29 protein-coding genes, 1 pseudogene and 1 riboswitch are annotated in these 26,998 nt (G+C 36.8%); of the genes and pseudogenes, 11 read left to right on the top strand and 19 right to left on the bottom strand.

Going from position 1 to position 26,998, the window contains the following annotated elements; translation table 11 throughout:
- Positions 1-8: 8 nt before the first annotated feature.
- The 4 genes from KDN24_RS01065 to KDN24_RS01050 all read right to left on the bottom strand — a co-directional run bounded on the left by KDN24_RS01065 (position 9) and on the right by KDN24_RS01050 (position 4,834).
- Entirely contained in the window at positions 9-1,814 is a 1,806-nt protein-coding gene (locus KDN24_RS01065) for a carbon starvation CstA family protein (RefSeq protein WP_409970786.1), read from the bottom strand.
- Positions 1,815-1,963: 149 nt separating this feature from the next.
- Entirely contained in the window at positions 1,964-2,704 is a 741-nt protein-coding gene (locus tag KDN24_RS01060) for a LytR/AlgR family response regulator transcription factor (protein WP_409970787.1), read from the bottom strand.
- Positions 2,679-4,463 carry a LytS/YhcK type 5TM receptor domain-containing protein gene (locus KDN24_RS01055; RefSeq protein WP_409970788.1) on the bottom strand — a complete coding sequence of 595 codons (1,785 nt, stop codon included), beginning with the start codon at positions 4,461-4,463 and terminating at the stop codon, positions 2,679-2,681. Before KDN24_RS01055 ends, KDN24_RS01060 begins: the two co-directional genes overlap by 26 nt.
- A 140-nt stretch (positions 4,464-4,603) precedes the next feature.
- Entirely contained in the window at positions 4,604-4,834 is a 231-nt protein-coding gene (locus KDN24_RS01050; protein WP_409970789.1) for a hypothetical protein, read from the bottom strand.
- Positions 4,835-4,974: 140 nt separating this feature from the next.
- On the opposite strand from KDN24_RS01050, the gene pdaB reads away from it, so the two are divergent.
- Entirely contained in the window at positions 4,975-5,727 is a 753-nt protein-coding gene (gene pdaB, locus KDN24_RS01045; RefSeq protein ID WP_409970790.1) for a polysaccharide deacetylase family sporulation protein PdaB, read from the top strand.
- A gap of 41 nt (positions 5,728-5,768) precedes the next feature.
- Here the strand turns inward: pdaB and KDN24_RS01040 are convergent, their stop codons facing one another.
- Positions 5,769-6,413 (bottom strand): KinB-signaling pathway activation protein, encoded by a 645-nt coding sequence (locus KDN24_RS01040; RefSeq protein WP_409970791.1) that lies wholly within the window; start codon positions 6,411-6,413, stop codon positions 5,769-5,771.
- A gap of 487 nt (positions 6,414-6,900) precedes the next feature.
- Here KDN24_RS01040 and gerD point away from each other — a divergent pair, with 487 nt between their 5' ends.
- Positions 6,901-7,536, top strand: coding sequence for a spore germination lipoprotein GerD (gene gerD, locus KDN24_RS01035; protein WP_409970792.1), 636 nt, complete (start codon positions 6,901-6,903; stop codon positions 7,534-7,536).
- Between the two features lie 46 nt (positions 7,537-7,582).
- On the opposite strand, the gene salA is transcribed toward gerD, so the two are convergent.
- The 9 genes from salA to KDN24_RS00990 all read right to left on the bottom strand — a co-directional run bounded on the left by salA (position 7,583) and on the right by KDN24_RS00990 (position 14,448).
- Positions 7,583-8,635, bottom strand: coding sequence for an iron-sulfur carrier protein/transcriptional regulator SalA (salA, locus tag KDN24_RS01030; RefSeq protein ID WP_409970793.1), 1,053 nt, complete (start codon positions 8,633-8,635; stop codon positions 7,583-7,585).
- A 267-nt stretch (positions 8,636-8,902) separates the two neighbouring features.
- Positions 8,903-9,622 carry an N-acetylmuramoyl-L-alanine amidase CwlD gene (cwlD, locus tag KDN24_RS01025; protein ID WP_491348255.1) on the bottom strand — a complete coding sequence of 240 codons (720 nt, stop codon included), beginning with the start codon at positions 9,620-9,622 and terminating at the stop codon, positions 8,903-8,905.
- A 124-nt stretch (positions 9,623-9,746) separates the two neighbouring features.
- Positions 9,747-9,980 (bottom strand): DUF3923 family protein, encoded by a 234-nt coding sequence (locus KDN24_RS01020; protein WP_409970794.1) that lies wholly within the window; start codon positions 9,978-9,980, stop codon positions 9,747-9,749.
- Between the two features lie 231 nt (positions 9,981-10,211).
- Positions 10,212-10,655 (bottom strand): YbaK family protein, encoded by a 444-nt coding sequence (locus KDN24_RS01015; RefSeq protein ID WP_409970795.1) that lies wholly within the window; start codon positions 10,653-10,655, stop codon positions 10,212-10,214.
- A 6-nt stretch (positions 10,656-10,661) separates the two neighbouring features.
- A complete protein-coding gene (locus tag KDN24_RS01010; protein WP_409970796.1) occupies positions 10,662-10,874 on the bottom strand; it encodes a hypothetical protein in 213 nt (70 codons plus the stop codon).
- A gap of 252 nt (positions 10,875-11,126) precedes the next feature.
- Positions 11,127-11,402, bottom strand: a complete 276-nt coding sequence (locus tag KDN24_RS01005; protein ID WP_491348456.1) for a PTS sugar transporter subunit IIB — start codon at positions 11,400-11,402, stop codon at positions 11,127-11,129.
- A gap of 30 nt (positions 11,403-11,432) precedes the next feature.
- Entirely contained in the window at positions 11,433-11,768 is a 336-nt protein-coding gene (locus tag KDN24_RS01000; protein ID WP_409970875.1) for a PTS lactose/cellobiose transporter subunit IIA, read from the bottom strand.
- Positions 11,769-11,822: 54 nt separating this feature from the next.
- Positions 11,823-13,127, bottom strand: a complete 1,305-nt coding sequence (locus KDN24_RS00995) for a PTS sugar transporter subunit IIC (protein ID WP_409970797.1) — start codon at positions 13,125-13,127, stop codon at positions 11,823-11,825.
- A gap of 16 nt (positions 13,128-13,143) precedes the next feature.
- Positions 13,144-14,448, bottom strand: a complete 1,305-nt coding sequence (locus KDN24_RS00990) for a 6-phospho-beta-glucosidase (RefSeq protein ID WP_409970798.1) — start codon at positions 14,446-14,448, stop codon at positions 13,144-13,146.
- Positions 14,449-14,657: 209 nt separating this feature from the next.
- Between KDN24_RS00990 and KDN24_RS00985 the strand changes: the two genes are divergently transcribed.
- From KDN24_RS00985 to KDN24_RS00970, 4 genes are all read left to right on the top strand, one after another.
- The gene (locus KDN24_RS00985; protein WP_409970799.1) at positions 14,658-15,386 is read left to right on the top strand and encodes a GntR family transcriptional regulator; all 729 of its coding nucleotides are present in this window, start codon (positions 14,658-14,660) and stop codon (positions 15,384-15,386) included.
- A gap of 54 nt (positions 15,387-15,440) precedes the next feature.
- The gene (gene chbG / locus KDN24_RS00980) at positions 15,441-16,160 is read left to right on the top strand and encodes a chitin disaccharide deacetylase (protein WP_409970800.1); all 720 of its coding nucleotides are present in this window, start codon (positions 15,441-15,443) and stop codon (positions 16,158-16,160) included.
- Positions 16,161-16,300: 140 nt separating this feature from the next.
- A complete protein-coding gene (locus KDN24_RS00975; protein ID WP_409970801.1) occupies positions 16,301-17,512 on the top strand; it encodes a DUF4062 domain-containing protein in 1,212 nt (403 codons plus the stop codon).
- The gene (locus KDN24_RS00970; protein WP_409970802.1) at positions 17,505-17,693 is read left to right on the top strand and encodes a hypothetical protein; all 189 of its coding nucleotides are present in this window, start codon (positions 17,505-17,507) and stop codon (positions 17,691-17,693) included. The genes KDN24_RS00975 and KDN24_RS00970 overlap by 8 nt, the downstream gene beginning before the upstream one ends.
- A 470-nt stretch (positions 17,694-18,163) precedes the next feature.
- Here the strand turns inward: KDN24_RS00970 and KDN24_RS00965 are convergent.
- Positions 18,164-18,705, bottom strand: a pseudogene (locus KDN24_RS00965) (GNAT family N-acetyltransferase).
- A 972-nt stretch (positions 18,706-19,677) separates the two neighbouring features.
- On the opposite strand from KDN24_RS00965, the gene KDN24_RS00960 reads away from it, so the two are divergent.
- From KDN24_RS00960 to KDN24_RS00940, 5 genes are all read left to right on the top strand, one after another.
- Positions 19,678-19,797 carry an ATP-binding protein gene (locus KDN24_RS00960; RefSeq protein WP_491348455.1) on the top strand — a complete coding sequence of 40 codons (120 nt, stop codon included), beginning with the start codon at positions 19,678-19,680 and terminating at the stop codon, positions 19,795-19,797.
- A gap of 39 nt (positions 19,798-19,836) precedes the next feature.
- Complete coding sequence (locus tag KDN24_RS00955; protein ID WP_409970803.1) at positions 19,837-20,532, top strand: response regulator transcription factor; 696 nt, start codon at positions 19,837-19,839, stop codon at positions 20,530-20,532.
- 1 nt (position 20,533) lies between these two features.
- Entirely contained in the window at positions 20,534-21,469 is a 936-nt protein-coding gene (locus KDN24_RS00950; protein ID WP_409970804.1) for a sensor histidine kinase, read from the top strand.
- A gap of 324 nt (positions 21,470-21,793) precedes the next feature.
- Complete coding sequence (locus KDN24_RS00945; RefSeq protein WP_409970805.1) at positions 21,794-22,711, top strand: ABC transporter ATP-binding protein; 918 nt, start codon at positions 21,794-21,796, stop codon at positions 22,709-22,711.
- A 12-nt stretch (positions 22,712-22,723) separates the two neighbouring features.
- On the top strand, positions 22,724-23,419 hold the full coding sequence (locus KDN24_RS00940; RefSeq protein WP_409970806.1) for an ABC transporter permease: 696 nt from the start codon (positions 22,724-22,726) through the stop codon (positions 23,417-23,419).
- Between the two features lie 114 nt (positions 23,420-23,533).
- Here the strand turns inward: KDN24_RS00940 and KDN24_RS00935 are convergent, their stop codons facing one another.
- The 4 genes from KDN24_RS00935 to KDN24_RS00920 form a co-directional block, all read right to left on the bottom strand.
- Complete coding sequence (locus KDN24_RS00935; RefSeq protein WP_491348254.1) at positions 23,534-24,250, bottom strand: ABC transporter permease; 717 nt, start codon at positions 24,248-24,250, stop codon at positions 23,534-23,536.
- Entirely contained in the window at positions 24,250-25,113 is an 864-nt protein-coding gene (locus KDN24_RS00930) for an ABC transporter ATP-binding protein (protein WP_409970808.1), read from the bottom strand. The genes KDN24_RS00935 and KDN24_RS00930 overlap by 1 nt, the downstream gene beginning before the upstream one ends.
- A gap of 2 nt (positions 25,114-25,115) precedes the next feature.
- On the bottom strand, positions 25,116-25,907 hold the full coding sequence (locus tag KDN24_RS00925) for a MerR family transcriptional regulator (protein ID WP_409970809.1): 792 nt from the start codon (positions 25,905-25,907) through the stop codon (positions 25,116-25,118).
- Between the two features lie 254 nt (positions 25,908-26,161).
- On the bottom strand, positions 26,162-26,392 hold the full coding sequence (locus KDN24_RS00920; RefSeq protein WP_409970810.1) for a hypothetical protein: 231 nt from the start codon (positions 26,390-26,392) through the stop codon (positions 26,162-26,164).
- A gap of 36 nt (positions 26,393-26,428) precedes the next feature.
- Positions 26,429-26,511: riboswitch (cyclic di-GMP riboswitch) on the bottom strand.
- Between the last annotated feature and the right edge of the window lie 487 nt (positions 26,512-26,998).

The raw sequence follows: 26,998 nt of genomic DNA, 5'->3' as shown, positions 1-26,998 counted from the left end.
TTTATCTTTTAAGCTACCTCAGCTTTTGAACGTTCCACTAATTCTGCTTGTGGAATCTTCCATAAATTCGTCCATTTAATGATAGCCGTTACAATAATGACTACACCAAGTGCAAGCATGATAATTGAAAGAATTCCATTTAATACGTTGAAACCAGCGCTGTCTGCATTTAAGTAAACATTTCTAACCATCCAAATACCTGCTACATTTACAGTCACATAAAGATAAGCAAGTGGGATTAGACATGTCAGCATGTACCAGCGTTTATCCGCAATTTTTAGTACTACCGTCGCTCCGATGATGAGTCCAATTGAAGCCATTAATTGATTGGATACGCCAAATAATGCCCAGACGGAGCTTATGTCCCCCGAATAGAGAAGGTATCCCCAAACAAAGCAGGCTAAAGCACTGGCAACAATATTCGCACCCATCGAATCTGTTCGTTTTAATGGTTTTATAAAATCTCCCAAGAAATCCTGGATGAGATAACGGGAAACCCTTGTTCCAGAATCTATCGCAGTCAATATAAAGACTGCCTCAAAGAGGATGACAAATTGATAGAAATACGATGCCATTTTTTCGAAAATTGGAATCTCGGTAAAAATGTATGTCATTCCTACTGCAAGTGTAACTGCCCCACCAGTTCTTCCTTCAAGGTCCATGCCAATTTCTTCGCTAAGCTTTGCTAAATTGACGGTTTCCATACCTAAAGCTTCAAATTTCTCAGGCGTTGAATTAATAGCAAAATAATCTCCTGGCTGAAGAGATACCGCTGCAATTAATGCCATTACTGCAACTAAGCACTCTACAAGCATAGCTCCGAAAGCTACCCCTTTTGCATCGCTCCAACGATTAATTAGCTTCGGAGTTGTACCTGATCCAACAAATGCATGGAAACCAGAAATGGCACCACACGCGATTGTAATGGAAACGAATGGCCAGACTGGGCCAGCAATAATTGGGCCACCGCCATTAATGAACTCTGTAAACGCTGGAAACTGAACAGAAGGATTTACAATAAATACCCCTATAATTAACGCTACGAATACACCGATCTTCATAAATGTACTTAAATAATCACGAGGAGCTAGCAATAGCCACACTGGCAGTGCTGCTGCAAAAAAAGCGTAAATTGGTAATAAAAGTGCAAGAGTGCTTTTTTCTAAAGTTAAAAAGTCGCCAAATGCTGTACCTTGAATATTTGGCCCTAATAAAATCGCGAGCATAATTAAAGAAAAGCCAACAATTGTCGCAATCTTTAAGTTTCCGGTCTTTTTATGATACAACCCAACACCCATTGCGATCGGAATGGTAATACCTACTGCAAAGGTGCCCCATGGATTTCTTTCTAGTGCACTTAATACAACGAGCGACAATCCTGCCATTGTTATCGTAATAATGAACAGCATTGCTAAGCCTGCACAAAACCCTGCAACAGGACCAAGCTCTTCTTTCGCAACTTCTGATAATGATTTCCCATCTCTACGCATAGAGGCAAAGAGAACGACCAAATCGTGGACGGCTCCTCCGATAACAGCACCAATTAAAAGCCAAAGCAAACCAGGTAAATACCCGAATTGTGCTGCTAAAATTGGTCCAACTAACGGCCCCGCCGCAGCAATTGCCGCAAAATGGTGACCAAATGCAACCCATTTATTCGTGGGCACATAATCTTTACCGTCCCCCAATTTATGAGCCGGAGTCGGTTTTGAGTCATCTAGTTTCAAAACCTTCGCTGCTATAAATGTTCCGTACAAACGATAAGCAATTAATAGAATACAAATAGAGCCAACAACAATTGTAATTGCATTCATTTTCCTTCCCCCTGTATTTAATGATTACTTTACTATCATACAAAAATGAAAGGGTATACATCCCATTTCTAGGATAAAGCACACTAAATTGGGGGTGAATTACAAAAAACGAATCATGAAATGCAAAAATGATAAACTAATCGGATAATTCAGAAATTTAAAACTTGTTTTAACTGCTTTACATAAGTACGACTGACTGGAACTTTTGAACCATCCTTCATCGTTAAATTATGTGTAGCATTAAACCACGGTTCAATTTCGATGACATGGTCTAAATTGACAATAAAACTGCGGTGAATGCGTAAAAATTGTAGTGCATTCAACTTTTTTTCCATAACAACAAGAGCCTCGCTCACTTTATATTCGTGCTCCATCGTTTTTATCATGCATTTTCCATTCACATACTCCAAATACAGAATGTCATCATATGTTAATAGGATAATTCTTTCCTCTACATGGACCGCAATTTTTCCATTTCTTTCATATTTATAAAAAGTAGGATAAGTTCGCTCATTCTCAGTGCCAATTTTCTTTATCGTATTTATTTTATTGAGCAATTTTTCAATTCGATCTTCATCAATCGGCTTCAATAAATAATCTAATGCGTTTGATTCAAATGCTTGCAGAGCGTACTCATCATAAGCAGTGGCAAAAATAATGGCTGGTGCAGGATCAAGCGTTTGTAATTGGTTAGCTAGACTTAATCCGTTATCTTCAGCAAGTTCAATATCAAGGAAAACAAGGTCAGGTTTAAGTAGAGGAATATTGGCAAATGCATCCTCGACATTATCACTCTCGCCGATTATGTCTACTTGTTTATTTCGATTTAGTAAATATTTCAGCTCATCTCTTGCTAAAGGTTCATCATCGACTATATACGCTTTCAACATCTCGTTCATAAACTCCTTTATTGTCGAGCGGGATGGAAATTGTTACAGTTGTCCCATTGTCCATTTGACTTTTTATTGTAAAGCTTGCTTGACCACTATATATTCCTTTTAAACGCTCGCTAATATTATAAATTGCCGTACCGTTTCCCTTTGCAGAATTCACGACTTGCTTACCAAGTTGCTCAATCTTATCCTTCGAAATGCCTTTGCCATTATCTGCAACAATGATGTGCAGCTTATTGTTCTCACTATAAATTCGAATAAGAATTTTCCCTTTGACACCTCTTCTCGGTAAACCATAATTAACCGCATTTTCGACTAATGGCTGCAATGTAAATGGAGGGATGAGTACTTTATCGCCAATTGGTTCAATTTGGAAAACAATGAAGAATTTATTTGGAAACCGTGTTTGCTCTAAAGAGAGATATGCCTTAACATTTTCTAATTCCTTCTCCAAAGGGATGAGCATTTGTCTCGCTCCCTGCAGGTTGCTCCGGAAAAAGGAACTTAGCTCTAGCAATAAAGTGCGGGCTTTTTCGGCATCTGTGCGGCATAAGGCTAAAATGGTATTAAGACTGTTAAATAAAAAATGTGGATGAATTTGCACTTGTAAGGCTTTAATTTCTGCATCCTTTAATAGCTTCGCTTGCCGTTCCGCCTCTGCAAGTTCAAGCTGGGTAGAAAATAAATTAGCAAGGCCTTCTGCCAATTGCTGCTGTACTTGATCTAACTTTTCAGCATCGGTATAGTACATTTTTAATGTTCCTACTATTTCACTTTTCACCCTTAAAGGGAGAACGATTGCCGCTTCTAAAGGGCAATTGCGATGATAGCAAGAAATTTCCTTCTTTGTCTTTGCAACGACAATCTCACCTCGTTCAAGTACCTTCATTGTTAAACCAGTCACAGGCTTTGTTGAAGGAAGATGGTGCTCTGAAGCAGCCCCTATATGAGCAAGAATTTGATGATCATTTGTAATGGCAACTGCATCAGCATTCGACAGCTTCAACATAATCTCTGATATTTCTTTACATGAATGACTGTTTAAACCTTGTCGGAAGAAAGGCAATGTTTGGTCGGCAATATAGAAAGCTTGGTTCGTCTGATTTGCGCGTGTGCGTTCCTCATCGAGTTTAATAGATTGAATCATAAACATAAAAAGTAGTGTTCCAAAACCATTGAGAAAAATCATCGGGAGACCAATAACTTGAACAAGCGCCCATGCTTGTTCAAACGGTTTTGCGGCCACAAGAATAATGAGCATCTGAATCGCTTCTAGCGTCATCCCAATGACAACAGCAAAAGAAACTGTAATCTTTTTGCCAACCTGTTTGCGCTTTCTCCCTAAATATCCAGCAACAATACCAGCTAGAATAGTAGAAATGGAACAAGAAAAGGCTGTAAAACCACCGAGTAGAAAACGGTGCACACTCGCAAGAAGCCCAGCACCGATGCCGACTACGGGGCCACCTAATAATCCGCCAATAATAATGCCCATTACTCTTGTATTGGCTAATGCACTATCAGCACCTATTTCGGAAACCCAGCCAACTTGGTGAATGTTTGTTTGACTAATTTCTACACCTGTATAATTACTAATAATACCAAAGGTCCCAAACAGTAGAATGAGCTTAATTTTCTCACTCATCGTATGCTCATTTTGTACAATTTGGCGAAATGATTTCATATGCGAAAGTAAATAGGCGACAATTACGATAATACCGACCTTTTCCAACATCATCGGAAGCAAGTGTAACATTCTCATCTATCCTTTAACTTCATCATTTGAACCTTAACTTTTTGACGTAGACAAAGCCTTCTATTTTCATTTAATTATAAAGAAAATTGCGAATTTACAATAGACTATATGCAAAAATATATTATTTTTCCCCGAATAAATCAATTCTTCTCCTTCCCCGACCGACTATTAAGGATGTAATGATGACATTCTCGAGGTGGAGCTACACGTTTAAACAAGGAAAATAAGATTTTATATCTCTCTTCCATCGCTCTTTTGACAATATGATCAATACGACCGTCTTTTAAGTCAAATAAGATTTCATCCATTTCTCTCTTTATTAAATATTGCATTTCCTTCGTTTCTTTTTGATTAATCAATAGTCCTAACATGAGATAACTCCTTTATTTTTTTATCATTTTTGTAGTATTTTCCATTTGAAAATGTTTTATGAATGTGTTATTTAAATCATGAATAGAAAAATTCAGCATAAGATTAAGACAAGGAGTGATTTGGACGAGGTGAAATAAAGATGAATTTCTTTTTAATTTTAAATGGCAAGTCAATCAAACAGTTTGCATTAATTGTCACAGCTGCTTTTTTCGCAGCGTGGGTTTTGTACATTGGAAATTTCAGTTATATACCTGTTTTTTCTGCAAAGGACAAACCTAAAGCGATCTATAAAGGGGAGAAAGACTTAGCGCTTACCTTTAATATCGGTTGGGGAGATGAAAAAGCAGAACCCATTCTTGATATTTTAAAAAAGGAAAAGATTAAAACAGCTACCTTCTTCCTTGCTGGATCATGGGCGGAGCGTCACCCTGATCTTGTTGCACGAATCGTAAAAGATGGCTATGAAATCGGAATGCTCGGCTACAATTATGTTGATTATTCAGAGCTGGAAGAGGCAAAAATTAGACAAGATTTAGCAAAAGCACAAGTAGTCTTTCATAAGTTAAATGTAAAAGAGATTAAGCTCGTTCGTGCACCTACAGGACACTTTGACCAAAAAACATTAAAAATTGCGGAAAGATTAGGGCTAACCGTCGTCCATTGGAGTATTGATTCTAAAGACTGGACCAATCCTGGGGTTGAAGTGATTACACGTAATATTGCCAAAGCGAAGAAAGGGGATATTGTTCTGCTCCATGCTTCTGACTCTGCAAAGCAAACAGCAAAAGCCTTACCTGAAATTGTTCAGGACATAAGGAAGAGTGGATTAAAGCTCGTTACCGTTTCAGAAATGATTGCAAATGCGGAAGCAAAAACGACTGAAATTAAGTGATCTTTATTGTAAGCTTTGTTCTAAAAAAACAAGCCGACCAATTATTTGGCCGGCTTGTTTTCAACTCTTTGTAGTCTTAATTCTCGTTGTTTTTGTGAGCTTACATTCAGTTTTTGAAGAATAAGTAGTTGATATGCGTTACATATTACTAATGGATAAATCATTAAATAAAGCCAACTTTCCTCATTCACTCTTAATGCTGGCATCCACTCTATCGTCGTAACAACAACCATAAAAAAGATAGCTGGTATAAATGCCTGCTTGTTCGTAAGCTTTGCCTTCATTGCCGCACTAACAATTCCCACTACTAAAATAAAACTAGCAATTAAAATATAGGACAGAAGACTGTCTCCTTTTTCGGCAAATACTTTGTAACGAAAATAAACTAAGTCAAATAATACAAATAAAATTAAAATCACTTGCACAGAATTCCATAATGATTTAAAAATCCCAAGCCCGAAACGATGAATCGTTAAGTATGCAAAAAAGCCCATTTGGCTAATGACACTAAAGATTAAACCAACACCAAACAACCAAAATAAAACCGATAAAATTTGCAGCAATTCAACATTTGCAAATAATGACTGGTACTCTTTCCAGCGAACTAAAAATCCAACAATTCCAGTAGTAATACCGCCAACTAACAAAGTAGAAAAAAATAACTTTACCCAATTACGGCTAGTCAATTTACTTTTCCTCCATAGTGTTCAAATTCGCCTTGACGTATTTACACCCAGATTTTACTTAACTTCCTTAATCATATCCGAATAAAATCTGGTTCCTTCGCCGGAGGCTTGAATAAAGATTAACAATCATTCCTTTATGATTGTACCAACCTAAGTTTGAAAAATCTAGGTATTGTATTTCAAGTGCATAATATTTGCTTGTTTTCTTCATTCTAATAAGAAAAGCGGAAGTGCCTTGTTAAGCGACGTATGGACTGGACTGACCTCGACTGAGATAAAGGAAACACGACGAGTGATAGGATTCACAGGCTAATAACGCCACGTCCTGTGGCAACGCCTGCGCTAGCACATCCTGTGCGTCGCGATGTTGACTTATCGTAGGGAGAGGGAGGGAAGTTCACTAGTCGCTAGGCACTGTAGCTAGACAGTTCTCAAACTTTAAGAACTAATATTCTTATTCCTAAGGATCTCTGAAAGGAGCTTCAATATGCTTAAAAAGCCCTTTTTGCTCCTGCCATTATTGCTAATATTTCTTGTTACTGGCTGTGCTGGTCGAAGTGAATCAAGCAACCAAATGGATTACGAGCAAACAAAGAAAATGGTTGTCGATATTCTCAAAACAGATGATGGAAAAAAAGCGATAAAGGAACTAATGGCTGATGACAAAATAAAAGAACATCTTGTCATGGACCACGCGATTGTTGCTGACACAATTGAAAAAACATTAACATCAGAAAAAGGTACGGATTTTTGGAAAAAATCATTTGAGGATCCGAAGTTTGCCAAAAGTGTTGCCAAAAGCATGCAAAAGGAAAATAAACAGCTACTTAAAGAATTAATGAAGGATCCTGAATATCAAGGTATGATGGTCGATGTATTACAAGATCCTGAGCTAGAAAAAGAAGTAATAAAAATATTAAAAGGCAAAAAGTATAAAGAACATTTGCAGAAAGCGATTACCGACACATTCGAAAGTCCTCTCTACAAAGCGAAGATTCAAGATATTCTTCTTAAAGCTGCAGAAGAAGTGAAGTCGGGAGAAAAGGGTGGCGGTGGAAAAGAAGGTGGTGAAGGGGAGTCAGGCGGTGGAAAAGGCGGCGAGCAACAGGCTGGTACCTCCTAAAAAAGGAAAACCTCTTCTCATTTTTAAGAAGAGGTTTTCCTTTTATTTATCCTTCTAATGCACGAACAACTTTTTCAGCAATTTCGCCATAGATTTTTCCGAGCTTATGATCATCTTGGTATACAGATGGAGCAAAATCATCTTCATCCCAATCTGGTTGTCCAAGCGGTAATTGGCCTAAGACGTTTGTCCGCAGCTCATCAGCCAATTTATCTCCTCCGCCTTGACCGAATACATACTCTTTCTCGCCAGTTAATTTGCTTTCAAAATAGGCCATATTTTCGATTACGCCGAGAATTTCATGATCAGTTTTTAAAGCCATTGCCCCTGCACGTGCAGCAACGAATGCCGCTGTAGGATGTGGGGTTGTCACGATAATTTCCTTACAAGCAGGAAGCATTGTATGAACATCTAACGCAACATCCCCAGTTCCTGGAGGCAAATCTAGTAATAAATAATCTAATTCGCCCCACTCGACTTCACTAAAGAAGCTATTCAGCATTTTTCCAAGCATTGGGCCTCTCCAAATAATTGGAGCATTATCTTCAACGAAAAAGCCCATTGAAATAACCTTCACCCCAAAACGCTCAACCGGAATAATCCTTTCACCTCTTACAACTGGACGAGTTGTAATTCCCATCATATCAGGCACACTAAATCCATAAATATCCGCATCGATCAAGCCGACTTTTTTACCTAGTCTTGCTAAAGATACAGCTAAGTTAACAGAAACCGTTGATTTTCCAACTCCCCCTTTACCGCTCGCAATCGCAATAAAGGAAGTTTTGCTGTTAGGAGAAAGCAAACCATTATCTTCTTGAGCAGCAGGACGATGCTCCTCTAATACAGATTCAGGTAGTTCAGCAAAACGAATGCCAACAGTTGCTGCTCCCGCTTCTTTTAAGAGAGTGACGATCTTTGTTTGAAGCTGAAGTTGTTCAGCTGTCCCTGTTTTTGCCACTAATATTTTTACACTAACATGATCTTTTTCCGCTTTAACCTTTACTTCTTCAACTGCATTAAGCTCACCTAACGTTTTATGTATAAATGGTTCTTCGATTCCATTTAAAATGTCTCTAATATTTTGTTCATTTAACATAAATAACCACCTGCCCTTTTGAATGAATTCGTTTTCAAAATTAAGTATAGCACAATGTTTGTACGCTACTGTTAATTCTATCACACCTTATTAGAAAAGCGGAAGCGCTCCGCTTAGCGACGTATGGACCGGACTGACCTCAACTGAGATAAAGGAAACACGACGAGGGGAGGAAGTTCACTAGGCGCTGGAGGCTGGAGCTAGACATTTCTCTAACTTCAAAGCATTAAAATCTTCCTACAAAAAAAGATGCCTATCTAGCATCTTTCATTCCTCTTCAACTAAATCTTTTTCACTTGAAAAATAACGTAATATCCCTGTATAAATTGAAGCAGCAACTTTATCCTGATAGTCTTCCTTCTTCAAGTTTGCACGTTCGGCTGGATTTGATAAAAAGCCTATCTCAACTAATGAGCCGGGAATATCTGCATTTTTCAATATATAAACTTCATTTAAGATCTTTGCCTTGCGAGTCGTATTTTCTAAATTTCGTCTCAGCTCATCTTGAATAAATTTCGCCGCTCTTCCATTTTCATCGAGACGAGTTGTATAAAAGGTTTGCGCCCCGCTCCATCTTGGAGACGGTATGGCATTTAAATGAATACTAATAAAAAACTCAGCCCCTGAAGTGTTAATCATTTCTAGCCTTTTTTTCAAATCCTCCACTTTTCTGCGGCTATAGCCCCGCGTACCATCTGGAGCTAAATCTCGATCATCTTCCCTCGTCATAAGGACAAGCGCACCCTGCTGTTGTAGATAATCACGCACTTTCAATGAAACTTCCAGAGCAATTTCTTTCTCAAGAGCATTCTTATCACCGGCTCCGCCATCAGGTCCACCATGACCTGGGTCAAGCAAAATGATCTTTCCTGTTAATGGCAAGTTCCATGACTCCCATGAATCATTATCAGTAAAGTCGTATTGTAAAATGAAAAATAAAACGATTAGTCCAATAGCAAATCCCCAAGTTTTAAGTTTCTTTTTCATACTGCTCTTCATTCCTCCCGCTCGTCTCACTTTAATATATGGGACAAGTTGGCGTTGTAGAACAAAAAAAGAAGTGAAGAACCTTGATTAAAATTAGGTGCTTCACTTCTTTCACATTTGCATTTTAAAGTCTTTCGCTTCTGTTTGTATTTTTACGTACTACGGCAAAAAATAAAATAAGTTGGACAAGAACGATAAATATAAATAAAATGCCCCAAATGATAGATGATATCATTTTTAATTCAGGCGTTTGCGTGATGCCAGCTGCGTCAACTCCGCGCATAGTAATAAAAAGTGCGCCCCCTGCAAAAATGACAAGCCACACAACATTTAATAGCCACCATATTTTCTTTTTCATACATAAGCCCCTTTAATCATAGTCATCAACTTTTAATAACGTTTACTACAATGAAAAAGTTTCAAAGAGCTCATTTGTTTCCTCTTGTTATCTGCAACATGTACGAGCGTGGCTGTTCTCTTACTTCAAAAAATAATACCCTTCTTTAAAAAGAACTTGGCGTTCGCCAAATTCCTTTGGTGAATGCGCAAGTTTCTTATGTGGATAGAATACGTTTAGAAATGTACCCTCTTAGTGCAGCTTTAATCTATGCCTTCGCTGCCCATTTTGGTACCCTTCCATAAATAAGCTCAAAACAAATTCCTCACATGCGTAATAAAGCGATTCACTCATAACACCTTCTTCACCATTACACCAGTACAAGAAAAAATGATATAGAGTATCGATGAGATGTCGTTCCTCATTTCTACAGCGATATCGAACATCATCGATTGACTCTCCATAACGACCAAAACGACTAAAATGCGCCCCTAATAAATACGCTTCAATCGCAACATCATAACAAGCTTCCTCAACTCCTGCATTCATCAACAACCCATGTACTAAACGCGATGAGCCAAAATAGTGCTGCACTTTCTCTTTTAAACCTTTTATCGAAATGTCTCTTAAAACGGATCGCTCATAATTAATTTGCTTTTCTCTTCTCTTTTCTGTAAAGGTTGTTATTACATTCATTGCATTTCACCTCTTGTAAGATAGTCTATATCGACAGTAAGAGAGAAATACAAAAAACGGTGTTGCTTTCGGCTGCCAATTTTTATCGAAAATGATGGATTCTGCATGATCATCCAATATTCGAATTATCATCACAAAGCGTTGGACAAGAACCTGTCCCCAAGTCGGCCATTCATCTACTATTTCGTGCATCACTATCGAAGGCCCATATCGACTCATAAATACGTTCCTTATCAAAACTTGACCTGTATTTATTGATAAAAATTCGATGATTTCAAATTCTTTTTTTTAAATGAAATTTGCGTATTTTTGTAATATACAACCCGCTCTCCGTAATCAATCACAATATCACCGCTAAATTTCGCTTTCGATTTTCTTTGTTTTCTTGTTTCACGCCGCAAATGTGCCGCAACTCTTGCAAAGAGAATAAAAGGGCTTGCACATTACATTTTCTGTGCAAGCCCTTTTATCTCAACTATTTTTTAACGCGATTGCTTGATCTAATACTTTATTTCCTTGCAGCATCCCATATGCCATCTGATTAATAATATCTACTTTAATTCCTTTCGGCTCTAACTGTTGTCTTATATTTTTTTCTAAATAGCGTACTTGTGGGCCAATTAAGACAACATCAAGGTTGTCTAAATGATTTTTTAGCTGTGCTTCACTAACTGCCGTTATGTCTGCTTCGATATTACGTTCTTGTGAGGATTCAATCATTTTCTTTACGAGCATAGAAGTAGACATGCCTGCAGAACAAACAAGGATGATTTTCAATTATTTCCCCTCCTCAATCGCCTTCATTCTTTCATACATGTCGATCATTTCATTTGCCAGATCTTTCACAGTCATGGCAGTCATTAAATGGTCTTGTGCATGAACGAGGATAACGGTCACATCATTCTTCTGTCCACTCGCTTCCGATTGGATAAGCTTTGTTTGAACCTGATGTGCCTCAACAAATTCATTGTTGGCTGCTTCGATTTTTTCACGTGCTGCTTTGAAATCATATTCTTTCGCTAAACCGATAGCTTCCATTGCATATGAACGTGCATTCCCTGCATGCAAAATAATCGTAAAAGATAGCATTTGAATTTCTTCGGTCGTCTCCATCATAAAATTGGCTCCCTTTATCCATTAGTATCTGTTAAGTTTAGCAACAAGTTATTAAACATCCTTTGTATTTTCTTCTACTGCAACTGTTTCTTTCGACTTCAAATTAAAAGTACGTGCGCCAATCATAACGAAAGGAATATAAATAATGGTTGCGACCGCAAGATTGAATAATTGCAAAACGATTCCTCTCCAGCTGCCTCCCGTCACTAAGTAGCCGCTTAGTATCGGTGGTGTCGACCATGGCACCATGGCAACTGTTTTTGGGACAAGGCCTACTGCAAGCGCAAAATAAGAAATGATCGTTAATAAGACAGGAACGAGAATAAACGGAATTAACATAGCTGGGTTTAAAACAATTGGCAAACCAAAAATCACAGGCTCGTTAATATTGAATAATCCTGCAGGTGCTGCTAATTTCGTGACCTCCCGGTATGGGTGCTTTTGCGCTTTTCTCACGACAATAAGGATGGCAATGAATAAAGCAATTGTTGTTCCTGAACCACCCATATAAACAAACGTATCAAAGAACGGTTTTGTTACAATATTTGGTACATCAAATGCAGACATACCGTCTTGGAATAAGCTTAAATTCTTTTCGAGTAAAGGTAAATATAATGGCTCGATAACGGCGCCAATAATGTTTGAACCATGCAAACCAAAGAACCATAGTAAGTGATTAAGAAACGCAACGATCATAGCAGCCGGTAATGTATTACCTAAACCTTGTAACGGTTCTTGAATTACTTTGAAAATGACTTCAAAAATACTCGTTTCTGCAAAAACAGCCATAAGCGCTTGGAAGAGTCCGACAAGCAATAAAATAATCATACCTGGAATAAGAGCAGTAAAGGATCTCGCGACTCCATCAGGAACACCTTCAGGCATTTTTATCGTTAATTTTGCTTGAACTAAAAGCCTAAACAATTCGGTTACAAGTAAAGATAGAATAATAGCAATAAAAAGGCCCTGTGAACCTAACCATGCAAAGCTTAAGCCGAAATCTGGTGTTACAGGAACGAGAATAATATAAGAAGCAGCTGATATTAATCCAGCTGATAGACCATCCACTTCATAAGATTTTGCTAAATTATACGCAATTGAAAATGAAATGAGCAGTCCGATAGCAGCAAAGGTTCCATTCCAAATACTGCCCCCAACCTTTTGCCAATTTCCTTCCCCGAAAATACCATTGAACACTTCAACAAGCTTGAAGTCACCTAATGGTGGAAAATTATTAAATAGAACGGCAAGTGAACCAATAATAATTAAAGGCATGATTGCAACAAAACCATCACGAATAGCAACTAAATGGCGTTGTGCTCCAATGCGTCCAGCAATTTCAATAAATTTTTGCATAAATTATTTCCCCCTATTAATTAAATTGTGGTAAATAAAATTTATGTGCCTCCAACAGCTCATCAAGCAAAGCTTTACTGCGCTTTTCGTCTGCAATTAATGGATTCATGACAAAAGCTGTATACGCATCGTTGTAGTCACCAGTTATCGCCGCATGGATGACTTGTTCTTCGAACGCTTTCATTTGATAAATAATTCCTTTTATTGACGTTGGCAAGGAACCAACAGCAATAGGCTTTGGACCATCTTTTGTTATAACACTATTGACCTCAATAACGGCATCATTCGGAAGCTCTGGAATAGCTCCTAAATTCAATGTGTTGACCGTTTGCACATCCCCCCTATTATTATAAATTGAGTCCATCAAGCTGCACGCTACATCACTGTAATAAGCACCTCCCCGTTTTTCTAACTCCTTTGGCTTTTCTTGTAATGCAGGATTTTTATATATATTAAATAATGACTCCTCTAGCTTTTGAACAATCTCTGCCCTTGTTCCATTTTCCTTAAATGCTTGCAAATCCTTTTCCAATGTATCTCTCGTTTGAAAATAATATTGATGATATGGATTTGGTAAGAGCCGCATTGACTCAATAAATGTCTTTGACCAGCCAAGACTCACTATATTTGCAGGAGAATAATCTAAACCATTCGATAACTTATTCAACACTTCCTCTGTGCGATCAATTCCATTTACAAGCACCTTTTTGCCAAATACGAAATGATTCATGCCAACAAACTCAATTTGTACAGCTTCTGGTGCAACACCTAATATTTCAGCTGTTGAATAGCGCATATTGAATGGAATATTGCAAACTCCGACGACTTTTTTATGGGGGGAATGCTTGATTAACGCTTCAGTAACCATTCCCGCCGGATTTGTAAAATTAATGATCCATGCATTTGGACAAATTCTCTGAACATCCTTCGCTAGCTCGATTAGAACAGGAATGGTTCGAAATGCTTTCAATATTCCCCCTGCCCCATTCGTTTCCTGGCCAATAAAGCCGTGGCTTAGCGGAATTCTTTCATCCTTCGAACGCGCCTCTAATCCACCTACTCGTATTTGGGTAGAAACAAAGTCAGCATTTTGAAGTGCTTTCTCTCTATCCAATGTCCAAGTTACATGAATAGGTTTCTTCGATTTCTCAATCATTCTTTTTGCCAAATCGCCAATAATGTCAAGCTTGTATTTCCCTTCATTAATATCAACTAAGACCATTTCACTTACAGGAAAAGAATCATGACGACGAATAATCCCCTCAATAATTTCAGGTGTATAGCTAGAACCTCCACCAACAATTACTAATTTTAATCCCATTTCGGTCAGACTCCTTATTTTATAATGTAAACGCTTATATTTTGTTTTATATATATATTCTGACTATTACAAAATAATGTATCATACAATTAATTAGTTGTCCATACAAATAATAATTGTATTAATATTTGTTACTACATTTAAAGATATTGTTATTATTTGTACTATCTTGTAAACTTTATTTATAAAATCCTTTAAGGAGTTTACAAATGGAGAAAAATCAATCATTACACGCTTTTATTAAAGAAGAACTGCTCAACCGGATAAAATCAAAAAAATATAAAACAGGTGAACAAATTCCTACAGAGCTAGACCTTTGCAAGGATTTTGATGTTAGTCGAACAACCGTTAGAACCGCATTAAACCAGCTGACAATGGAAGGTTATTTAGTCCGTCACCAAGGAAGAGGAACATATGTTGCCGATCCAAAAGTAAGCCAAACCCTTTCACATACCGTTAAACGCTACAGTGATCAAGTAGCGATCCAAGGAAAAAAAGCAAATATCACATTACTTAGCATCAATGTCATTCCCGCAAATGACATTTTGCAACAATCATTAGAAGTTGCTCTTAACGATCCCATTCAACGAATTGAAAGAGTTCGTAAAGCAAATGACGAACCTACCCAATATGAAATTGCCTATATTCCTTGGGATGTTGCACCAGGGATCACAAAAATGCATGCAGAAACTTCCCTATACACTTCATTAAAAAACGACTTTGGTGTTAACATTGCGAAAACGATTGAACATGTTGAAATTACCCTTGCTGATGAACGTTCATGTAAATACTTACAATGCGAACCGGATTTACCTTGCTTCTTCATCGAAACAATTGCTGAAGATGAGACAGGAAGAAAAGTTGAGTACTCTCATTCATACTTTCGAGGAGACAAAACAAACTTTTTGATCGAAAGAAACTATCCATTAGGAGAATAAGAAAAGCGTAAATGCCTTTGGGAGCTTGAAATAAAATCGATTGGGGGAAGTCGAATGAAGATTCTATTTAATGCTGATGATTTTGGCTTAACAAAAGGAGTTACAGATGGCATCATAAAAGCCCATCTGGAGGGGATTGTGAACTCAACAACTTTAATGATGAATGGAAAAGCGGTAAATTATGCTGTTGACCAAGCAAAGCAAATTCCTACTTTAAAAGTAGGCATTCATCTCGTGTTAACTTGGGGGAAGCCTCTAACTGCACAAGTACCTGACTTAATTAAACCTGATGGCACATTTAAATTTAATCATTCCTTTCAAAACATGGATGTCCCTAATCTTGTCGAAGTTGAAAAAGAATGGGAATCTCAAATCCATTCATTTTTAAAAACTGGACTATCTTTACATCATATCGACAGCCACCATCATGTCCATGGCTGGGAGCCGCTCAAAGAGATTGTCGTGAAATTAGCGAAAAAATATTCTGTTCCTGTTCGTTATGTCGATTCTTTAAGGGAATACCCTGAAATTCTTTTAACAGAAGCGCTTTGGCTTAACTTTTACCATGATGGTGTAGATGATCAAATTTTTGAAAAGCTAAAGAACTTAAAGGCTAGCTCTGTTGAAGTTATGACACATCCCGCAATTATTGATGATGAGCTCATGAAGATTAGCTCTTATGTAGAGAAAAGAGCAGAGGAGCTCAATATACTTTGTTTGTTGAAAGTGCCAGACTGGGTAGAATCATTTAATAAAGTGCCATCTGAATCTTAAGTTACTCAATCTCAAGACTACATCCTTTTTTTATCACCAATTTGCTAAAGTAGAAACTGCTTGTTTTTATTCATATAATTGGAAAATTATGATAAAATCATTTTTATAAGTAGAAATTTTAGGAAAAAGGGGATGCGCCATTGAATATTGATGTTACGAAGATCTTTATTAGTTCTTCCTCTCAGCAAATCCTACAGCCTTTAAGAGAACGAATAAAAACAGCTTTAGAAAATGCCGGTCATGAAACGGTTATGTATGAGTATGGGGATATGGGATTGTATACAGATAACCCAAACCAAGATTGCTTAAATAAGGTGAAGGATAGTGATGTCCTAGTATTATTTATCTCAAATAAAGCGGGGAGCTTAACTCAGAATAATCCTAATATTACGATTACATATGCAGAATTTATGACCGCTCTCAAAAATGATAAAATTGTCATCCCGATAGTGGAAACGCAAATCCTTACTTTTTATAAAAATCACCTTAAAGACGAATTAGATAGAGCGATCCACAAGTATGAAGCAAAATACGATCATGAACCTCGCTTTACTTTCCCACTCGTAAAATCTCTCTTGGAAGAGCATAAAAAAAATAATACAGTCTTACATAAAAAAGTTTCCGATATGTCTGTTGATGAATTTATTTGGGCCTTTGTCCATGATTGCTATAAAATGACAAGATGGACATATGATTACAACATTGCCGATACGCCAGAGCTTTGTAGCTTCCTCTTGAAGGTGTTGAGTCAAGTCTTAAGAAAAAGCACGAAATTTTACCTTCATGAAAATGAAATTACGCAAAACCTCATGCTATATGATGAGCTATCCATCTATCAGGAATCTGTTAATAATTTTATGAAGTGTATTGTCCATGCTAAGCTAAGTCTCCCGTTGTTCTTTAAAACTTTATCGGAGTATTTGCCAAGCCAATCCATTTACGATTCGTACAGTGATTTTGCGGAACATCCTGTACCGATTGTGAATATATCTGAATGTAAAGCGATGACATTATACAAACGAAATGAAGACCTTTTCTTATTAGTCGATTCTTATGGATGTAAAACTCCTGCACAAAATTTCAAAATGACGGATACCGATTCATTTGTTGCTCAAACTTATCATAAAGATATGGAACATCAAGAACATATTTTTTATTCCGAGGAGAAGCAAATGATTTATATGACGAAAAAAGTTGGAGAACTCGTGTTATCATGTCATTTTCAATTATCCCAACTTTGGTCAAGCCGTCGTGTGAACAGCTATGAAAATGATATCGTAAGTGCTATAATGGAAAAAAGGCAACCATTTGATTTTGCAATCGACCTTTTAGGGGGGATGTTAAATGAGTAAGGATACTGTTGTATATATCGGCTCCACTCCTAAGCATCTAACTCGTATAGCGAAAGAAATAGATATGAGAAGAAAATCAGAAAACAATCGACGTTTACTTGAATCGTTAGGATATACGAATAAATCCCATGTACGTGGGAAAGCCGCATTTGATCCTTCAGCAGCTATAAAAAAAGCATAAACTTGAATCGTAGAAAACGCTCAGAATTGAAAAAATTCGAGCGTTTTTTTACTATATTTCGATAAGTTCTGTATCACAACAAATAATGATTCAAATATTTTTTCTCAATCAGCCTTGTTACTCATCCAGACAAAAAAGCATTAAGCGATAGGGATGGAGGGTATCCGAAATGATTGAAAAAACTTATTCTTGGCGAAGCTATTTGTTCTTATGTGCAAGCATATTTTGAGTCATTAACACCCATTTCCTGAAAATATCGGTCTCTTTCTGGATATATCGGCCTCTTTCCCAATATATCGGTCAATTCCCGAATATATCGGCCTCTTTCCCATTTTATCGGTCAATTCCCGGATATATCGGCCCCTTTCCCAATATATCGGTCAATTCCCGAAAAGATCATTTCTTGATGTATACTAGTATAAGAACACACAACGGAGAAAAATGGCTCATTTTTCTCCACCTGTATTAATTTAGGACTTGTTAGACAACCCTTTTACTAATGAGTAAACGTTCGTATCATAAGGAACCCCATTTTGATACATATATTTTTTTAAGATACCTTCTTGTTCAAAGCCTAATTTGATTAATAACTCATTTGATGCTTTATTTTCAATAAAGACAACTGCTCCGATCCGAGTTAATTCTAGCTCATTAAACCCATATGTAATGACTTTAGAGACAGCCTCTTTAGCATATCCCTTCCGCCAATGCTGCGGATGAAGCTCATAGCCAATTTCCGCTCTTTTATGTTTAGGGGACCAAGCATTAACCCGATTGTTCCGATCATTTCTTGCGTTCCTTTTAGTTCAATTCCCCACCTAATGCCTCTTTTCTCTTTGTAGCTTTTGGCAAAAAAATCTACAAATTGCTTTGCTTCCTCTACGCTTGTTAATGTGTCTTGTCCATAGAAACGAGTTACATCGTTATTCGAAAAGCAATGAAAGATAGCATCAGCATCTTCCATAACAATTTCCCGCAGCAATAATCTTTCTGTTTCTAAAATAGGAAACATGGCTTCCCTCCTCTTTACAATCTTATAAACATACTAGCATAAAAAGCATGATTTACTACATCTTATATCGAGTCTACCCCTACAAATAAAAGTACAAATACAATGACAGCGAGTAAAATTCCACCTATTACAACAGGAAAGATATTTTTCTTTTTCATTTTCTGACTCCTCATTTTTTAGTAAAATTCTTGAAATTGTTACGATCGAGTTTAATGGCTCTAACAAATTGTTCATTCTCCATTCTCCACTGACAGACCGCATCCATAGCATCAAAACGATACTGGCCCCGAAGATCAATCAGGGTAACGTGCTGGCATTTCAATTAAATAGCCGCTGTCCTTCCTTACGGCATTCAGTTTGGCGCCTTTCGTTTCTCCGAATCCTGAACAGTCGTCATATTTACATTTTCAAGTGCAAAGGAATTGCCATATTGCTTTGTTAAATTTTTTTCTTCGAAGACGCTTACTGTCAAAACATCCACTCCTTTCATTAACTTTACACCATCACAGTAGCACCCTTTATGACTCCCTAACGTTCCAATGTCAAAATTGGCGTATTTATTGTTTTTTTCAACTCTCTTCACTCGAATAGCAAGTGTTATAATTTAGAAGACAAGTCATTTTAGCCCTGTTATCCTAGAGGCTTATTTTCATTTATCATTTTATTTAATGTAAGGAGTGGACTTCTGCTGACTGAAGTTAATATGATACATATAGCCATTTGTGATGATAATTTATCTCATACAGAAGAAATTGAAGCCCGTCTTCTGAGCCTTCAAAACTTTTTCAAGTAAAAATCGTCGTAAGTATTTTTTATTCAGAAGAGAATTTTTGCAAAGCCATTGAAGTTTCAAATGCACTATCAAAATGAGAGTCTCTTTATTCGGATTGAAAATCCGTATAATGGGATGATCCTTACTGATATAACAGGAAAAATCCGTTCTTCAAAAAAACAGACAGCAGATCGTATGGCATTGGTTTAAATAGTATTCGCACTATGATAGAAAAGCATCATGGCCATTTAGACATTAGCTATGATGAGAATATTTTTCAGATGGAAATTATTTTATTTAACATTAAAAGATCTGCATAGTGGGACAAAACCTTTGTCCCCATGAAAGGTGGTTTTGATATGAATGCCTCTATTTTACTTGTGGAAGATGATCATTCAATTAGTGAAATGGTAGAGAATTATTTAACAAAAGAAGGATTTCAAGTGCATTGTGCTTATGATGGAGATGAGGCAAGACAACGACTTCAGCAGGAAGTTTTCGATCTTATCTTATTGGACATTATGCTTCCAAAGCTTAATGGGATTGAATTATTAAAGCTGCTTCGTGAGAATAGTACGATTCCAGTACTCATTTTGTCAGCAAAGGATAGCGAAGTAGATAAAGCACTCGGACTTGGCTTCGGTGCAGATGATTATATGACAAAACCGTTTTCTATGATCGAGTTAGTCGCTCGAATACGTGCTTCTATTCGTAGAGCTACTCAATATTCTGGAAAAATAGAAGGTGTACCTACCCCTATTCAAATTCATGAAATTACGATGAATCCAGAAAATTTTCAAGTCTATAAAAATGGAGAAGAAATTAAGCTGACGTCTAAAGAATGGGCCATTCTGAAACTATTTTTCACAAATCCGAAGCGGGTATATACGAAAGAGCAAATCTATCAAGCTGTTTGGCAAGATGTTTACTATGGAGATGAAAATATCATTAATGTTCATATGAGAAGACTTAGGGAAAAAATTGAAGATGATCCCTCTTCACCAAAATACATCCAAACACTTTGGGGCATTGGCTATCGGTTAGGAGAATTCTAAGATGGTTTGGGTGCTATGTGGGTGTGTTATTGTATTAGTCTTGCTTCATTTGTTTCAGTTTCAACGAATGCGCCAAAGAAATGACGAGCTCCTGTATATTACAAATAAACTTAAAGATATGGAAATACAGCATTCTACCGACCCGATTCTTGTCGTTACGAATGAACAATCAATTCAACACTTGTTAGTTCAACTTAATATGTTTATCGAAAGCTATCAAGGATCAAAGGCAGCCTTTCGTAAAACGGAAGATGCGTTCAAAAAAATGCTCGCTAATATTTCACATGATTTAAAAACACCTTTAACCGTTGTCTTAGGTTATATTGAAACGATCCAAAAGGATCCGAAAATATCAGAGGCTGAACGTGAACGTATCCTACAAAACATTCACAGTAAAACTCTTGAAATTATTCAGCTTATGAACTCCTTCTTCGATTTAGCAAAGCTTGAAGCAGGAGATATTCAGCTGCTAATGGAACGAGTAAACGTGAATGAGGTTTGCCGAAAAAGTATTTTATCCTTTTACGATGTTATGCAAGCACAAGGTTTAGAAGCAGATATTGATATTCCCGATACACCCGTTTATGCTCTCGCCAATGAAGAGGCATTAGAGAGGATCTTAAATAATTTGCTATCCAATGCGCTTCATTATGGAAATGCGGGAAAAGTCATTGGAATCCAATTACGCTTTACAGAACAAAGACTTGTTATAAACGTATGGGATCGAGGAAAAGGCATTGAGGAGACTCACCAAAATAGAGTATTTGAGAGGCTTTTTACACTCGATGAATCCCGCAACAAAGCTTTTCAAGGAAGTGGTCTTGGACTCACCATTACGAAACGACTTGTTGAAGCGATAGGTGGTGTCATTTCGCTACAAAGCAAGCCTTATGAGAAAACAGTCTTTTCGATCCAGCTTAAGCGGATGACTTATTAAGCTAATAGGAAAGTGTAAGTTTTGGCAAATGCCAAGTTATTCTAAAAAGATAAGAAAGATAAATTTTTTGAATCTAGAGAACTGTCTAGCTCCAACGCCTAGCGCCTAGCGAACTTCCCTCCCCTCCTACGATAAGTCAACATCGACTCGCTTCACTCGTCGTGTTTCCTTTATCTCGTCGGGGTCAGTCCAGTTCGTACGTCGCTGACCAAGGCGTTTCCGCTTTTATGTGAAACGTAAGATTTTCGTAAGAATTTAGAAAGATGAAAGATATTTTTATCCTCTAAACTAATAATCAAGTGAGTTAAGAAAGGAGGAGAAAACATGGACATTGCGATTCAAACAACGAGTTTAACGAAGGCTTTTCAAGGAAAAGAAATTGTCTCGAACGTCAATATGACGGTGAAAAAAGGAGAAATCTATGGCTTTCTCGGTCCGAACGGAGCTGGGAAAACTTCCATCATGAAAATGCTTTTAAATTTAGTAAAGCCAACAGCTGGGGAAATTGAGATTTTGGGAGAAAGACTAACAGATTCCTCCTTTGAAGTGCTCAAAAAAATTGGCAGCATCATAGAAGTCCCCATTTTTTATGAAAAAATGACTGGCTATGAGAACTTAGAGCTTCATTCCGAATACATGGGTTACTACAATAAACAAATGATTAATGAAACGCTAGAGCTAGTTGGATTAAAGAATATAAATACAAAACCTGTTAAAGAGTTCTCCCTTGGCATGAAGCAGAGGCTCGCCATCGCAAGAGCTATCTTAACGAAGCCTGAGCTGCTGATTTTGGACGAACCAATTAATGGTTTAGATCCGATTGGAATGAAGGAAATGCGGAATTTATTTCAAATGCTGAATAAAGAGTATGGCATTACGATTCTTATATCTAGTCATCTCTTAAGTGAAATTGAACATATTGCTCATACAATTGGCGTAATTAGCAATGGCCGACTATTAAAGGAAGTTTCAATGGAGCAAATTCGACATGAAACTACGGAATACATTGAACTTGTTACTCCACACCTGCGTAAAGCTTGCGTTATTCTCGAAAACCGATTGCATATTAAAAATTACAAAGCCATTGATGATCATATCATTCGAATATATGCGGCAAACACTTCTCAAGCAAGGATTTCGAAGGAATTGATAGAAAATGGCGTGGATATTGATTCGATTAATAAACGAGTAGCCTCGCTGGAAGAGTATTTTTTGAACTTAATCCATGAGTCGTCTATATAGGGAGGTGAAAAAATGATCAATTTAATTCGATTGGAATTAAAAAAAGCAAAATTGCGGTGGTATTTTAATGGGGCTACTATTGCGACCATTCTTATCTTTGCCTTAATTGTTGGGATTCAATATGTAGAAAAAATTGAATCTGGTAGTTTGCCCTTTACTGGGTTAGAGGAGGCTCTCATTGTCATTGGGGTTTCCGTGAGAAGTACATTCATTGTTTTTGCTGCCGTCTTATTGTCGAAACTAGTCATTGATGAATATAAAAATAAAACGATTTTGCTCATGTACTCTTACCCAATCGAACGTAAAAAAATAATGATGGTAAAGTTACTTATTGCAAGCAGTCTAACTTTTATTACGATTGTCATTTCAAATAGTATCGTAGCAGCAGCCTTTTTAATGTTCAATCATTACGTTCAGTTGATTCCTGATTCCTTTTCAGTTCAACAATTTTCCCTGCATTTTGTTCGGATTGTCACATTTGCAATAGCAGCTGCTGGAGCAAGCTTAGTACCATTATACTTCGGCATGCGTAAACAATCGGTGCCGGCAACCATTGTTTCCTCCCTTCTCATAATTGTCATTACGGGACAACATAACCCAGCCTTTTCACTTGCAAACATTATTTACATTCCAGCCGCTCTAGCCGTCTTTGGTATATTGATCGCTTATTGGACCGTGCGCAATGTTAATAAAGTGGATGTATTGTAGAAGAAAGCAGTCATGCTGCAAAATGGAATTTATCTCATTCATCCCCCAACCTAAAGGTTTTTAACAAGAGGTGGGGGATTTATGTAGAGAAAAAGTGAATATCCTTTGAAAACCTTATTCCTTCCTAATTGTGCGAAGTCTAAAAATGCTGACTAGTATTGCTCCTGCAATGATTAGTAATAACGGTGCGATAGGCATAAATTCTAGTTCTTCTGTGTTCATACTTACATATCCCCATGTAGCAGGAAAGATTTTACCAATATGTTGCAATACGGTTGGCAGCATATCAGATGAAAACATAATACTGGATAACATAATGGAAGGGAGGAATATAAATTGTACGATCATCGTCAGCTTAGCCGTGCTTTTTACAAGCAGCCCTATGATAGTACCTATTGATAGAGAGGCGATAATGAAAATTATTAATGATATAAAATAGGTTATTAGGTTGTTCGGAGTGGAGGCATTAAATGCAATTGGTGCGATAAAAAAAATGAACAAGCTCATGATCATCAAATGAATAAAACCAGAAATAATGTTATTAACTGTAGATGTCCAAAGAGGGATACCGCCAACTTTATATAGTTTTTTCATTTCACTTCCATACAACTCTACTAATGGGATTGGTGAACCTAAAACTGCTCCCATCGTGACACCGAATACGGTCATGGATTGAATTAATGTCTTATATGCAGTAGGGTCAATAGAAGTAAAAATACTTCCCATAAACCCAAAGAACACAAGTGGTACTACATAATACGTTAAGAGTACACCTTTGTTTCGTATGTCCAGTTTCCATTGTAAGCTGACACCATATAAAAACGCACCCATTACTTTCCCTCCCTCGCAATATCCATAAACCGCTGCTCTAAGCTTTTGTTTTCGATTTTCATATCGCGAATGCTAATAGCTTGTTGTTTTGCTAATGAAGCGATTTCAAGCAAGCAATCCTCAAGACATTCCGTTTCAAAAATAAAATAACCTTGCTCTTCATTTTTGTATATACTGCAATTAAGGTGAGTCATTTCAAATGGGCCAGAAAACCTAAAGTGAATTCGTTGAACACCTTGCATATGCTCCGTCAGTTCATTTGCCGTTCCAATAAAAGCAATCTCACCATCTTTGAGGATAGCAATTCTATTACAAAGCTCCTCGACCTCAGCCATGTCATGGCTTGCCATAATAATTGTTTTTCCTTGACTTTTCAGTAATCGAATCTCATCATGAAGCGAGACCCTTCCTTCAACATCTAATCCTGCAGTCGGCTCATCCAAAAAAACAATATCCGGATTCCCTATCATAGCTAAAGCAAGATGCAAACGTCGCTTTTGCCCCGTTGAAAGCTCTCCATATCGCTTTTTCTTGAATTGAGTTACCCCAAGTCTTTCAAGATATTTCAGATCAACTTGAACACCATTCCACTTCGTAAAGAGCCTCACCGCTTCCATTACTTTCATATTTTGTGGTAATGAAGAAGATTGCAATTGAACACCTATCTTGCCTTGAATCGTTATCGTCCCATTATCATACTTACGGATTCCCTCTAAACATTCAAGGGCAGTCGTCTTTCCCGCTCCATTTGTGCCGAGCAACGCAAAAATTTCACCCTTTTCCACCGAAAAGGATATCCCATTTAACACATAATGACGTTCATAGCTTTTTTGCAAATTTTCAACTTTCATTACAGTATTCAATGTTATCCCTCCATTTCGGGAATGGAAATTCCATTTTTGGTAAAATAGCACATAAGCGCTTTTCCTATGTAATCGTCGACTTGTTTTTGCTTAGCAGCTATTTCTTCATCCCATCCCTTTTTATTATCGTTAAAAGACATTAGCTTTGGCAGTAAACTCATATCTCCACCCGTAAATTCGGAAATCATCGCCCACCATTTCCCCGCGAGCTCAATGCTTTTTCTACTTTGAACCGGCTCATTTTGCTTATTTAATAAAACAGCCTCTTCAAGAATCGTAAAATAAGTTCTGTAAAGTTCAGCGCCTAATTCTTGATTGTCTACAAATCTATCTCGTATATGACTGGATAATTGATTATCAAACAATTTCAACACCCAATAGTTTTTGTTCTCCATTTTCAAAAGGGAAATAATATCCGCATATTTGCTAAAATTCACTTCTTCTATTAATAGAACCTCTTTTCGCAACGCCTCAATGGCCGTAAGTGCTTTTTGTAAATTCTTAATTTGCTCTTCAACAACCATATACTGCTTTTCTAATACGAAAGCGACCTCATCTGGTGTGTCTAAAGACAACATCATATTTTTAATTTTATCTAAAGGAAAACCTAAATACTTTAATGACAGGATTTGATGTAGTTTAACTAAATCCTTATTTGAATAAAGACGGCGTCCCCCTTCACTTTTAGCTGAGGGCTTTAACAACCCTTCCTTATCATAATATTGTAAAGTACGAACCGTTACGCCCATCACCTTTGCCAGCTCTCCAACAGTTAATAAATCCGTTTGCACCATGTAAAGAACTCCTTATCTTTACTATAATATATGACGCAACGTCACGAGCAATAGCAAAAAAAAAACAGTTCACTTTTTAACAAGTCAACTGTCTACCTTCATCTATACATTAGATTTTCCACTCATACTTATCATTTTCAATGAATCATTCTCCTACTTTGAATTCACGTACTCCTCCCTAACAACTGATTTCTGCCATTGTAATTGTTCATTTTCCTTCGAAAGCTTTTTAAGGTTATTTTTTACTATTTTATTTATTTGTTTCTTTTTACGCATATGACCATTCCTCCTCTTCGTTTATGGGATTTCATTAATTCATTTTGTAGATTTAGCTTTAAATCTAAAAATTGACTAATTTGAATTAAAAGCGGATCATCCATTCTTCCTAAGCGTTCTTTAGCTTGATACATTAAATTTCTTAAAATTCTTATATCACGACTGACTAATTCTAAAGAACGATCTTTACGCTCTTTACCTATCTCCAAACTACATTCCCCCTTATCTATTCAGTAAGAGTTATATTCGGTAACTGGCTGGCTTATTAAATAACTTAGCCCCTATAGTTTTGCGTCACCATTTTTCAATGGCTTTGCCATTTCGTACAAAATGCAATTTGGAAACCCATAAATGATATAAAAGAAGGTAGTAGAACTATATTACTAAATTATTTAAAAATTCACAATATATCTTTTGACATTTTTCTATCTTTTTCGCCAAAAAATAAGATAAATTTTTAAAAATGGTAAACAGACTCTTAAAAGCTGTGTAGGAGATACTTTATTTCATTTACTAATCTAAAGATTATGAATCGTATTAACAGTAATTTAAATATTCGAGAATTCTTTTTAAGCATAAAAAAGACCCTTTCCACATAAGTGAAAAGAGTCTTGATACGTTGATATATTAACGTTTTGAGAAATATACAGATATATTCTAAGTGTATTGAATACATCATAATCCATTTATATCTACGTTTTGGGAATTGTTATATGGATAAAAATGTATGGTAAAGGATTGAAATTGACATTACTTGAACCAATTTGAACCAACAAGATAGATGTTAGTTGAATACATTTTGCTAATATATTCCA

The organism is Cytobacillus sp. Bva_UNVM-123 (assembly GCF_046351715.2).
Lineage (GTDB): Bacteria > Bacillota > Bacilli > Bacillales > Cytobacillaceae > Cytobacillus.
Note: the sequence above shows the minus strand (reverse complement) of the source record. Positions and strands in the feature narration are given on the sequence as shown.

Bases quoted from the DNA above. Each gene is read 5' to 3' on its own strand.
- KDN24_RS01065 (WP_409970786.1), bottom strand. From the start codon at position 1,814: ATGAATGCAATTACAATTGTTGTTGGCTCTATTTGTATTCTATTAATT.
- KDN24_RS01060 (WP_409970787.1), bottom strand. From the start codon at position 2,704: ATGTTGAAAGCGTATATAGTCGATGATGAACCTTTAGCAAGAGATGAG.
- KDN24_RS01055 (WP_409970788.1), bottom strand. From the start codon at position 4,463: ATGTTACACTTGCTTCCGATGATGTTGGAAAAGGTCGGTATTATCGTA.
- KDN24_RS01050 (WP_409970789.1), bottom strand. From the start codon at position 4,834: ATGTTAGGACTATTGATTAATCAAAAAGAAACGAAGGAAATGCAATAT.
- pdaB (WP_409970790.1), top strand. From the start codon at position 4,975: ATGAATTTCTTTTTAATTTTAAATGGCAAGTCAATCAAACAGTTTGCA.
- gerD (WP_409970792.1), top strand. From the start codon at position 6,901: ATGCTTAAAAAGCCCTTTTTGCTCCTGCCATTATTGCTAATATTTCTT.
- salA (WP_409970793.1), bottom strand. From the start codon at position 8,635: ATGTTAAATGAACAAAATATTAGAGACATTTTAAATGGAATCGAAGAA.
- cwlD (WP_491348255.1), bottom strand. From the start codon at position 9,622: ATGAAAAAGAAACTTAAAACTTGGGGATTTGCTATTGGACTAATCGTT.
- KDN24_RS01020 (WP_409970794.1), bottom strand. From the start codon at position 9,980: ATGAAAAAGAAAATATGGTGGCTATTAAATGTTGTGTGGCTTGTCATT.
- KDN24_RS01015 (WP_409970795.1), bottom strand. From the start codon at position 10,655: ATGAATGTAATAACAACCTTTACAGAAAAGAGAAGAGAAAAGCAAATT.
- KDN24_RS01010 (WP_409970796.1), bottom strand. From the start codon at position 10,874: ATGAGTCGATATGGGCCTTCGATAGTGATGCACGAAATAGTAGATGAA.
- KDN24_RS01005 (WP_491348456.1), bottom strand. From the start codon at position 11,402: ATGTCTACTTCTATGCTCGTAAAGAAAATGATTGAATCCTCACAAGAA.
- KDN24_RS01000 (WP_409970875.1), bottom strand. From the start codon at position 11,768: ATGGAGACGACCGAAGAAATTCAAATGCTATCTTTTACGATTATTTTG.
- KDN24_RS00995 (WP_409970797.1), bottom strand. From the start codon at position 13,127: ATGCAAAAATTTATTGAAATTGCTGGACGCATTGGAGCACAACGCCAT.
- KDN24_RS00990 (WP_409970798.1), bottom strand. From the start codon at position 14,448: ATGGGATTAAAATTAGTAATTGTTGGTGGAGGTTCTAGCTATACACCT.
- KDN24_RS00985 (WP_409970799.1), top strand. From the start codon at position 14,658: ATGGAGAAAAATCAATCATTACACGCTTTTATTAAAGAAGAACTGCTC.
- chbG (WP_409970800.1), top strand. From the start codon at position 15,441: ATGAAGATTCTATTTAATGCTGATGATTTTGGCTTAACAAAAGGAGTT.
- KDN24_RS00970 (WP_409970802.1), top strand. From the start codon at position 17,505: ATGAGTAAGGATACTGTTGTATATATCGGCTCCACTCCTAAGCATCTA.
- KDN24_RS00955 (WP_409970803.1), top strand. From the start codon at position 19,837: ATGAATGCCTCTATTTTACTTGTGGAAGATGATCATTCAATTAGTGAA.
- KDN24_RS00950 (WP_409970804.1), top strand. From the start codon at position 20,534: ATGGTTTGGGTGCTATGTGGGTGTGTTATTGTATTAGTCTTGCTTCAT.
- KDN24_RS00945 (WP_409970805.1), top strand. From the start codon at position 21,794: ATGGACATTGCGATTCAAACAACGAGTTTAACGAAGGCTTTTCAAGGA.
- KDN24_RS00940 (WP_409970806.1), top strand. From the start codon at position 22,724: ATGATCAATTTAATTCGATTGGAATTAAAAAAAGCAAAATTGCGGTGG.
- KDN24_RS00935 (WP_491348254.1), bottom strand. From the start codon at position 24,250: ATGGGTGCGTTTTTATATGGTGTCAGCTTACAATGGAAACTGGACATA.
- KDN24_RS00925 (WP_409970809.1), bottom strand. From the start codon at position 25,907: ATGGTGCAAACGGATTTATTAACTGTTGGAGAGCTGGCAAAGGTGATG.